Below are 8,823 nucleotides of genomic sequence, written 5' to 3'. Positions count from 1 at the left end.
ATCTGCACTGGGATTGAACGCCGGCCATTTCGCCGTGGTCAGAGGTATAGACGATGATAGTGTTCTGGTCGAGGCCGAGGTCGTAGAGTGTGTCGAATACTTTACCGATGCACGCATCCATCTGGCTGATGTTGCCGTAGTATCCTGCGAGTGCGCGGCCGAGTTCCCGGTCTGTTTGCGCGTACCACCCCCGCTGTTTGGCGCGAATGAGGTGGCCTTCAAAGCCGGTTTCCAGCGCGCTGTCGCTGCGTTGGGGCAGGGTGAGGGTTTCGGGATTGTAGAGGTCGAAGTATTGTTGCATTGGGACGAGTGGTGTGTGCGGCATGAAGTAGGATGACCAGAGGATAAAGGGTTTGTCGGGATCCCTTTTTTCGCGTAGATACCGCACGGTTTCGTCGGCGTAATACGTGTCTTGAAAATAGCGCGCGGATAATTTGGATGGTCGTCCCGATGTGCCCCCTCCGCCGCCCTGGTCTCGCTGTAGTTCCCGCCGTTCTTCATCTGTGAGTGTTTTTCTGAAGTCTCCCATTTCCAGGCGGTAATCAAATCCGTGTTTTTGCGTTTCATCCACAAAGTGCATTTTGCCTATTGCACCGGTTTGATAGCCGTGTTCGGCAAAGTGATGGGCAATGGTGCGCGTGTTGGGGGATAGTGCGTCTTGTAAAATGCGCGCGCCGTGTGTGTGGGGATATTGCGCGGTGATGATTGAGCCGCGTGCAGGCACACAGACGGGAGACTGGCAGTAGGCTCTGTTAAAGCGGATGCCAGATGCGGCAATGCGGTCGATATTCGGGGTTTGTGCTTCTGCGTGACCATAACAACCCGATGCAGCGGTCTGGTGCTGGTCGGAGCAGAAGAAGAGGATGTTGGGACGGTGGTTGGTCATTGTATCAACTCTGCTTTCAGCCGCTCAATATGCGCTGAGACGCCCGGGTTGTCGATGATGTTGTTGTTTTCAAGCGGGTCGGTGTCCAGGTCAAAGAGCATGGGGGTGTCGTCAAATCCTTCGATGTATTTGTAGCGGCCGTCATAGGCCATGCGCCAGTTGCCCAGACCGGATAGGACGATGTCTCGATGCGTGCTGGTCTTGCCTTCGAGGAGGTTGCGGAGGGATCGGCTGTCCATGTCGTCGGGGATGCCCAGACCCGCGTAGTCGAGGAAGGTGGCGGTGAGGTCCAGGTTGGTCGTTGGCAGGTCATGGGTTATGCTCTGTTGTACACCGGGTCCCGATATAATGAGGGGCACGCTGGCCGAGGGGTGCAGGGGTTTGCCCTTGCCCCAGGAGTTGTGGTCGCCGAGCATTTCACCGTGATCCGAGGAAAAGACGATAAGGGTATTGTCCAATTCGCCCCGTTCTTCGAGCAGGTCCAGGTAGAGACCGACCTGATGGTCGATGTTTTCGACCATGGCAGAGTAGTTTCGGCGCGCTTCGAGGAGTTCATCGGGCGTGAGCTGGTCGTTGCGGTTCGGCTGTGGGAAAGCGACGTTTTCGTAGAGTTTAGCCATGCTTTCCGTGATGTCCAGGGGCAGGTGGGGCCCGTTGAAATTGACCTGTATGAACCAGGGGTTGTCCCCGGGGACAGATTGGATGAGGTCCCGGCCATTTTGCCCGATCCAGTTGTCGCAATAGGCGTCATCGGGCAGTGGCGTGGCAAAGGTACTGCGCTGGCCTTTGCGGTTGGCAAAGTCGTTGAGGTGCATCTGGCGCAGGCCGCGTTCTTCGAGGAATTGCAAATAGGGTCCTTGCGGTTTTTCGCGTCCGCTATTGGCGCCGTCTATTTTGCCTTCGTTGTTGATGCCGTCCGAGAATCCCCATTCGTTCAAATGGCGTTTGCCGTCCAGCCCCCAGGCTGGCAGGTTGGATGTGCAGGTGCCTTTGTTGAGGTCGAATTTGCCACATCCCAGTGTGTGGTACCCGCTGTCGCGGAGCATGCTGTAAACAGTGGCCCGGTCTATGGGATAGTCGTCGCTATTTCCTTTGACGGGACAGTTGTCGTATTCTGTGCCGGCTGCAACACAGGCGCGACTGGGCGCGCATACAGGTGCGGGGCAGACGGTTTTGGAGAATGTCGCCCCGTTTTTTTGCAGGCGGTCCAGGTTGGGCGTGCGTACGGCAATGTCGGGATTGCTGCCGATCCAATCAAAGCGAAGTTGGTCGGGAAAAAAGAAGAGGATGTTGGGGCGGTTAGATAGGTTTGGCATATAAAACTCCGAAAAAAGAAAGAGGTGAGCGTTTTACTTCACTCTTACGTCACTGAGATTTCCGCCGTGATAGCGTCCGTTGCCGCCAATGCGATTGGCTGCGCAGCGCACGTCTCGGAACAGGCTCTGACGTTTGGGCGGCATGGAGGCGAGCAGGTCCGGGTGTGGATGCCAGTTGCTCCATTTGGCGCCGATGGTGTTGTAGAGGTTAAAGATGGCGACGCGGTCGGTTGTTTCATCTGTCCAGGGCGTGGCGCTGTGGGTGATGGCTTCGGTGAAAATGAGTAGTGAGCCAGCCGGACATTCATAGGTGTCCCAGATGGGTGAGTTTGGGTCGCGAATGGATTCTGGCGCGGCATAAACTGCTTTGTGGCTGCCGCTGACGACGAGTGTTCCGCCTTTGCCTTTTTGTACGGGGGCGAGTTCCCAGACCACGCGGGTTAGACCGCTATACGCTTTGCCGGGGATGCACTGATAGTGGTGCGAGTCGATTGCAAAGCGAAACAGGCCGTTGCCATTGTGCGGGCTAAATTTACCGACTTCGCCAGTGCGCGTTGAGCGGAATCGGATGCCGGATGCCTCCATGCGAAAGCCATAGCCATCGGGGCTGGCGAGATGGGGATGTGCGACAAATTCGTTCATAAAGCCGACGACTATGGGGTGGTCGGCGAGTTTTTGCAAGGGACCTGATAGGTAGGATTGTTCGTGTTCGGGCAGCGATTGCGGGTCGTGTTTGACCTGTAGCGCATGTTCGCGCATGTCGCGTATGTCGTCATCGGATAGGACGCCCGGGAAAAGCAACCAGCCGCGCGCATCAAAGAGGTATTTTTCCCCTTGTGTGGGCGCGATGACGGCTTCACCATCGGCGTTGGTTTGCGTGAGGTCTTCTGGTTCGACGGTCATGTTGACGCCGAGGTTTTTATCGACGATGAATGGTGAGTTGTTGGACATTGGTTGCTCCTGTTCGTTATGGAAGGTACTGTGCCTGTGCGTTTTTGGTTGGGTCAAAGCTCGGATTGTACGCCCAGGATGTGCCATTGGCTTGCATTGCTTCGTGGATGAGTTGTCTGCGATACAGGCTGTCTAAATTGGCTGCGGCTATGGCGTCGAAGTCATAGTCGTCGAGGATGCGCGTGCGAAGATAGGTTTCGATTTCCGCATGGTCTGGTTGTCCGCTGAGATTATTCCATTCGCCCGGGTCAGCGCCGAGGTCAAATAGTTGCGGCTCGTGTCCGTGGATATAATTGTATTTGTAATTGTTTTTGCGAATCATGACGCAGGGGGTGCCGACTGCTTCGTGGGCTTCGACAATAATTTCCCGGTTTTCTGTTTCCGCGCCTTCAATGAGGGGCATCAGGCTGGTGCCATCGCAGGGGTAGTGGTCTTCCAATCCCGCTATGTCGCATAAGGTGGGCAACAGGTCAATGAGCGAGACGGGCTGGTCGATTGTGCTGCCGGCTTTGTAATGGTCTGGAAAGCGGATAAAGAAGGGTACGCGGCTGGACCAGTCGTAGAAGGTTCGTTTTTGGACCATTTCTTTTTCGCAAAGCATGTCGCCGTGGTCCGAAAAGAAGATGACGATGGTGTTGTCGTCCAGGCCATTTTCTTTTAGTGAGGCGAGGAGTTCTCCAACTTTGTCGTCCATGTATGTGACGAGTCCGTAATAGGCTCGGCGGAGTTTGTAGAGGGCGTCGGGGTCGCGCAGGTCGTGTTTGCGCGTGCCGTGATAGGCGTTGAGCCAGTTGTCCATCATGGAGTATGTGTCGTCCAGGTTGTCTGGCAAGGTGGGGATTTCGATGTCTGCGTTTTCGTACATGTCCCAATAGGATTGGGGCGGCCAAAAGGGTTCGTGGGGGTGGTGATAAGACGCGCACAGGAGAAAGGGTTTGGGATTTTTCTGTGCGCCGACGGCGTGGAGGTATTCCAGTGATCGGAAGTGCGTTTCTTCGTCGTAGCTGAGAGGACCGTGCCAGGTGTCGATTCGGAGCTTGTGTCCGTCGTAATTGGCGGCGTTATACCTGCCTCGCTGTTCCATGATGGCCTGGTAATTTTCTCCTTTGGTTTCTTTGATGTGTATCCATTCGGGTTTGACCCACCGGAAATCTTCCGGGTAGATGTCTGTGGTGAGGCGGCGTCTGAAGCCGTGGAGTTGATCGGCACCTATGAAGTGCATTTTGCCAGATAGGACGGTGTCATATCCGGCGCGGGTGAGGTGGTGGGCAAATGTGGGGATGTCCGAGCGGAGTTCAGCACCGTTGTCATACGCCCCAATTTTTGCGGCGTTGTTTCCCGTCATGAAGCAGGCGCGTGCAGGTGAACAGAGCGGAAAGGGGGTATAGGCCGCGTCAAAGCGTATGCCGTTTTCTGCCAACGCGTTTAGCGCAGGGGTTTGGACGACGGGATGGCCATAAGCGCCCGTGAGAAATGGCGTCATCTGGTCTGAGATGATCATGAGTATGTTGGGGTGAGACATCTGTTTCCTCTTGGTCTGGTCCTTGCATTCTGACCTGGTTTTGGGCGGAGGGGGGTATCCTGCTTATCCTTTCATCCTGCTCATCCTGATCCTATTCCGTGGGCAAGACGTTGATGGTTTTGCCTTCTCGATAGGCAATGGCGTCTTCGATCATGCGGATGATGTCGTATTGCGGGTTAAAGCCGATCAGGTCGTGCGCTTTGGTCAGGTCGTATTCGTAATGTGTGGGCACGCCGTGTAAGATGGCTTCCTGGTAGGGGATGTTCAGGCGTTGGGATAAATACGGGATGGCTTCGGCCCAGGTGAAAGGACGCGGTCCCCCGAGTTGAATGGCGTGTCCAGCGGCTTGTGTTTTGTTTAAGGCACAGATGCAGCCGTGCGTAATGTCGCGTACGTCGGCGATGTGTTTTTTGTAGGAGCGGCCTTTCATGTCTTTGAGGAGGAGGAGGCGTTCTTCGCCGTGCCACAGTGCTTTGAGTTCGGGGAGATCTTTGAGTTTGCTCAGGTAAAATTGGCGGAAGTCGAGGATTTCACCTGCGCCAACGACGAGGCAAAAGCGCAAGATGGTGATGGGCAGTTGGTGGGCGCGCCAGTATCCGTAGCACATTTCTTCGCCGACGGATTTGGATAGGGCGTACCAACCGCTCGGTTCTCTGGGCATTGCGTCTTCCCGGATGGGTTTGTCCATGCCTTCAGGGGGATATTTGGCGTAGAGTGCGTCTGTGCTCGCAAAGATGAATTGTTTGATGTTGCGTTGTTGTGCGGCTTTGAGCATGTGGAAGGTGCCGCGCAGGTTGATTTCAAAGTAGTCGTTGTCTTTAAATGGACCGCCCCCCTGAAAGGCCGCGCCGAGGTGATAGATGATATCGACGCCGTCTGTGATTTTTTCCACGTCTTCGTATTCGGTGAGGCTGCCTTCGATGAGTTCGAGGTCGATGCCTTCAAATTTTTCTACGCGCGGGTCTTTGGGCCAGACAAGCCCACGGACCTGATGCCCCTGTTCAACGAGTTGCGCCGCCAGGTTGCCGCCTATGCGCCCTGTGATGCCTGTGATGAGTATTTTCATGGGGTCCTCCCTGGCTTTGGATTGATGGTTTTTTGTGATGTAACCCCCGTATGCACTGCCCTTAACAAATAATTCGCTATCTTGTGAAATGTCAATGGCATTTTCGCTTGCTTCATGCGTGTATATTCCTTTCCATACGCTTGTGATTGCGCTGATATACACAGGTGACAGTAATTTTTTGGAGGTTTATAATGGCTGTTATTTCCCGTGACGAACTGAGAGCACGCATTGGCAAGGTGCCGCGTGTGTCTCTGGGGCATTTGCCCACGCCGCTCGAGTTTTGCGAGCGATTGACTGAAGCGGTTGGTGGTCCCAAGATTTATATTAAACGCGATGATTGTACGGGTCTGGCATTTGGCGGCAATAAGACGCGGCAGTTGGAGTTTACGATTGCACAGGGTCTGGTTCGCGGTGCGGATGTGCTTGTTGGTGGGGCGGGGTCTCAGTCCAATCACAGTCGGCAGTTGGCGGCGGCAGCGGCAAAACTGGGGGTGGATTGTGCGCTGGTTCTGGTGAAGGATCACAAGAGCGGCAGTACGCAGGGCAATTTGCTGTTGGATAATTTATTGGGCGCGTACTTTGAACTGATCGATGTTGAAACGCAGGAGTTGTTGGACGATGCCAAGCAGGCATTGATAGAAAAATTTGAGCGCAAAGGGCGCAAGCCTTTTGTGGTGATGCAACCGGCCAATCGCCCGTTTGGCGCAATGGGTTATGCGCTGTGTATGGCCGAGATGATGGATCAGTTCGATGCGATAGGGGAAACGCCTACGACTGTTGTTTTGTGTTCCGGCAGTTGTACACAGCCGGGTTTGATTTTTGGGAAGACCGTTTTGGGTTTGGATATGCGGATTGTGGGTGTGAGGCCCATTTTGTGGTCTTATGATCTCAAAGACGCATTTTTGGTTATATTGAGAAAAATGGCGGAGATTTTGGATTTGGATGTCGCGTTTGATGAATCTATGATTGAAAATGTGGATCGGTATGTCGGTGAGGAGGGATATGGGTATTGTTCACCCGAGGGCAATGACGCGATACGGTTATTGGCGCGAACAGAGGGGATTTTGTTGGAGCCGATTTATACGGGTAAGACGCTGGCGGGTTTGATCGATATGGTGAACCGCGGCGAGATTGGCAAAGATGAGACGGTGGTGATGGTGCATACGGGAGGGACGCCCGCGTTATTTGCTTATACCGAGGAATTGTTGAGTTAATTACAGGAGCACACAATGTCTGCATTAACTCCGGAGCAAATCGAATTTTTTTTTCAGAATGGCTATATCGCGATTGGCAAACTTCTCGAGGATGAACACATTGAGATATTGCGCCGGGAATACGACCGCGAATTTGAAGCCGCGCGGAAGGATAATCGCTTTCGCAATCTCGCTATCAGCAATACCGACGATCTCAGTGAAAAAAACGAGGCACCCACACAAATGTTGCAAATTATGCAAATGTGTGAGCGCAATCTGCACTATCGGGAACTGATCTACTACGATCCCATACTCGATATTGCCGAGTCGCTCATTGGTCCCAATATTCAACTTTTCCACGATCAGGCGCTCTTCAAGCCCGCACATAACGGAGATGCAGTTTTCTGGCATCAAGACAATGGGTACTGGCAATGTATGCCGGCGAATCTCGTCTCATGCTGGCTTACCCTGGACGATGCCGATGCGACAAATGGGGCTATGCACGTTATCCCCGGCTCTCATCTGCGGCCATTTACTCACGAGCGTTCATCTCAAACCGATGCGCTGTTTGATATCGAAGATCAGGTGGAGATATCCAGAGCCGAAATTGTCGAGTTGCCCGCCGGTGGTGTTATGTTTCACCATTGCCAAACCCTGCACTACACACCGCCCAATCACACAGATCGCCAGCGTCGGGCCTTTGCCATTCACTTTATGATCCCCGGCACAAAACGCCAGAATACCGGGGAGTACATGCCCGTTTCATTCGGCCGTCCCATGTTGCGTATGCATATCTGATATAACTCACACAAAGACTACAGAGACACAAAGAAAGACAAAGATGGGGCTGGGGACTGATGGGGTGGGCCACTAATCACTAACCACTGATCTCAAGTCGTCCAGTCAAAGACGACCGCGAGACGTTCGGTTTTTTTGTGCAAAAGGTCACGATATGCCTGCTGGCACCTTTCGGGATCGTACTTTGTGTAGATGTTATCGACATTGACGCGGCCCTCGGACAACCATTTGAGGGCACCGGCAAAGTTTTCAAAAACGCTGTTGGTGCGAAAGTCTTCCGGCTGGCGCGGCAGTTCCCATTCCCAGCCGCTGCGAATGGTGACGTAATTAAAGAAGATGAGGCGATGCAGGTCGTGTATGAGCAGGTCCGTGTATCGGCGCCAGGGGGAGGCAATGCAGACGACTTCGGCGCGTTTTCTCACGGCGCCTGCCGCGTCGAGCAGGGCCTGTTCGTGCCCTGAGCATTCAATGGCGAGGTGGAATTGGCCCGAGAGGTCGGGATTGTCCGATGGCACGGCATCCAGCACATTGTGGATCCCCGTTTCTGAGGCAATTTGTCGCCGCGATGCGACCGGGTCACTGGCATAGACTTCGTAGCCACAGGCTTGAAAGTTTTTGGCCGCGAGATGGCCAACGAGGCCGAGGCCAGTGATGAGAATTTTGGCGGGCGGGCGCGCCGAGGTGGTTGTGAGGGTGGTCATTGAGACGCCCATCATGCGGGCAAATACAGCTGTTTCTGGCGTGAGGTTGTCGGGCAGGCGAATGACCTGTGAGGCGGGTTTTCGCTGGTAGGATGCGTGATTGCCCGGGCAGAAGGCGAGGTCGCCCGGTGATATGCCCGAGACATTTTTTCCCACTTTTTCAACTTTGAATGCCGCTGCGTACCCCGATTGTCTGGGAAAATTGTTGCCGAGATACCCGCTGTTTAATTCCGTGCCCGCGCTGATGAGGGTTGCAAGAGTATGACCCACGACTTCGTCTGCACCGATCGCGTCTGTATCGATTTCAACTGGTAGTAATTTTGCGGTTTCGCGTTCGGTGAATGTGACTGCGTATTCGTTCATTTATATCTCCTTTGAGGGGCTACGTAT

8 protein-coding genes are annotated in these 8,823 nt (G+C 54.0%); 2 read left to right on the top strand and 6 right to left on the bottom strand.

Translation table 11 applies throughout. From position 1 onward, the window contains the following. The 5 genes from OXH16_08270 to OXH16_08250 form a co-directional block, all read right to left on the bottom strand. A partial coding sequence (locus tag OXH16_08270; protein ID MCY3681379.1) for a sulfatase-like hydrolase/transferase occupies positions 1–886 on the bottom strand: 886 nt, incomplete at its 3' end. Continuing rightward, entirely contained in the window at positions 883–2,202 is a 1,320-nt protein-coding gene (locus OXH16_08265) for a sulfatase-like hydrolase/transferase (protein MCY3681378.1), read from the bottom strand. The genes OXH16_08270 and OXH16_08265, both read right to left, overlap by 4 nt. 33 nt (positions 2,203–2,235) lie before the next feature. Then, positions 2,236–3,153: a phytanoyl-CoA dioxygenase family protein gene (locus tag OXH16_08260; GenBank protein MCY3681377.1), complete on the bottom strand. Its 918-nt coding sequence runs from the start codon at positions 3,151–3,153 to the stop codon at positions 2,236–2,238. A 16-nt stretch (positions 3,154–3,169) separates the two neighbouring features. Next, positions 3,170–4,675 carry a choline-sulfatase gene (gene betC, locus OXH16_08255; GenBank protein ID MCY3681376.1) on the bottom strand — a complete coding sequence of 502 codons (1,506 nt, stop codon included), beginning with the start codon at positions 4,673–4,675 and terminating at the stop codon, positions 3,170–3,172. Between the two features lie 91 nt (positions 4,676–4,766). Further along, complete coding sequence (locus OXH16_08250; protein ID MCY3681375.1) at positions 4,767–5,741, bottom strand: NAD(P)-dependent oxidoreductase; 975 nt, start codon at positions 5,739–5,741, stop codon at positions 4,767–4,769. A gap of 191 nt (positions 5,742–5,932) precedes the next feature. Here OXH16_08250 and OXH16_08245 point away from each other — a divergent pair, with 191 nt between their 5' ends. Next, positions 5,933–6,955 (top strand): pyridoxal-phosphate dependent enzyme, encoded by a 1,023-nt coding sequence (locus OXH16_08245; protein MCY3681374.1) that lies wholly within the window; start codon positions 5,933–5,935, stop codon positions 6,953–6,955. Positions 6,956–6,970: 15 nt separating this feature from the next. Further along, entirely contained in the window at positions 6,971–7,732 is a 762-nt protein-coding gene (locus OXH16_08240; protein MCY3681373.1) for a phytanoyl-CoA dioxygenase family protein, read from the top strand. 92 nt (positions 7,733–7,824) lie between these two features. Here the strand turns inward: OXH16_08240 and OXH16_08235 are convergent, their stop codons facing one another. Further along, positions 7,825–8,796, bottom strand: a complete 972-nt coding sequence (locus tag OXH16_08235) for a zinc-binding alcohol dehydrogenase (protein MCY3681372.1) — start codon at positions 8,794–8,796, stop codon at positions 7,825–7,827. Between the last annotated feature and the right edge of the window lie 27 nt (positions 8,797–8,823).

The sequence above is a fragment of the Gemmatimonadota bacterium genome (assembly GCA_026705765.1).
In the GTDB taxonomy this organism is placed as follows: Bacteria; Latescibacterota; UBA2968; order UBA2968; family UBA2968; genus VXRD01.
Note: the sequence above shows the minus strand (reverse complement) of the source record. Positions and strands in the feature narration are given on the sequence as shown.

Bases quoted from the DNA above. Each gene is read 5' to 3' on its own strand.
- OXH16_08245 (MCY3681374.1), top strand. From the start codon at position 5,933: ATGGCTGTTATTTCCCGTGACGAACTGAGAGCACGCATTGGCAAGGTG.
- OXH16_08235 (MCY3681372.1), bottom strand. From the start codon at position 8,796: ATGAACGAATACGCAGTCACATTCACCGAACGCGAAACCGCAAAATTA.
- OXH16_08265 (MCY3681378.1), bottom strand. From the start codon at position 2,202: ATGCCAAACCTATCTAACCGCCCCAACATCCTCTTCTTTTTTCCCGAC.
- OXH16_08240 (MCY3681373.1), top strand. From the start codon at position 6,971: ATGTCTGCATTAACTCCGGAGCAAATCGAATTTTTTTTTCAGAATGGC.
- OXH16_08260 (MCY3681377.1), bottom strand. From the start codon at position 3,153: ATGTCCAACAACTCACCATTCATCGTCGATAAAAACCTCGGCGTCAAC.
- OXH16_08250 (MCY3681375.1), bottom strand. From the start codon at position 5,741: ATGAAAATACTCATCACAGGCATCACAGGGCGCATAGGCGGCAACCTG.
- betC (MCY3681376.1), bottom strand. From the start codon at position 4,675: ATGTCTCACCCCAACATACTCATGATCATCTCAGACCAGATGACGCCA.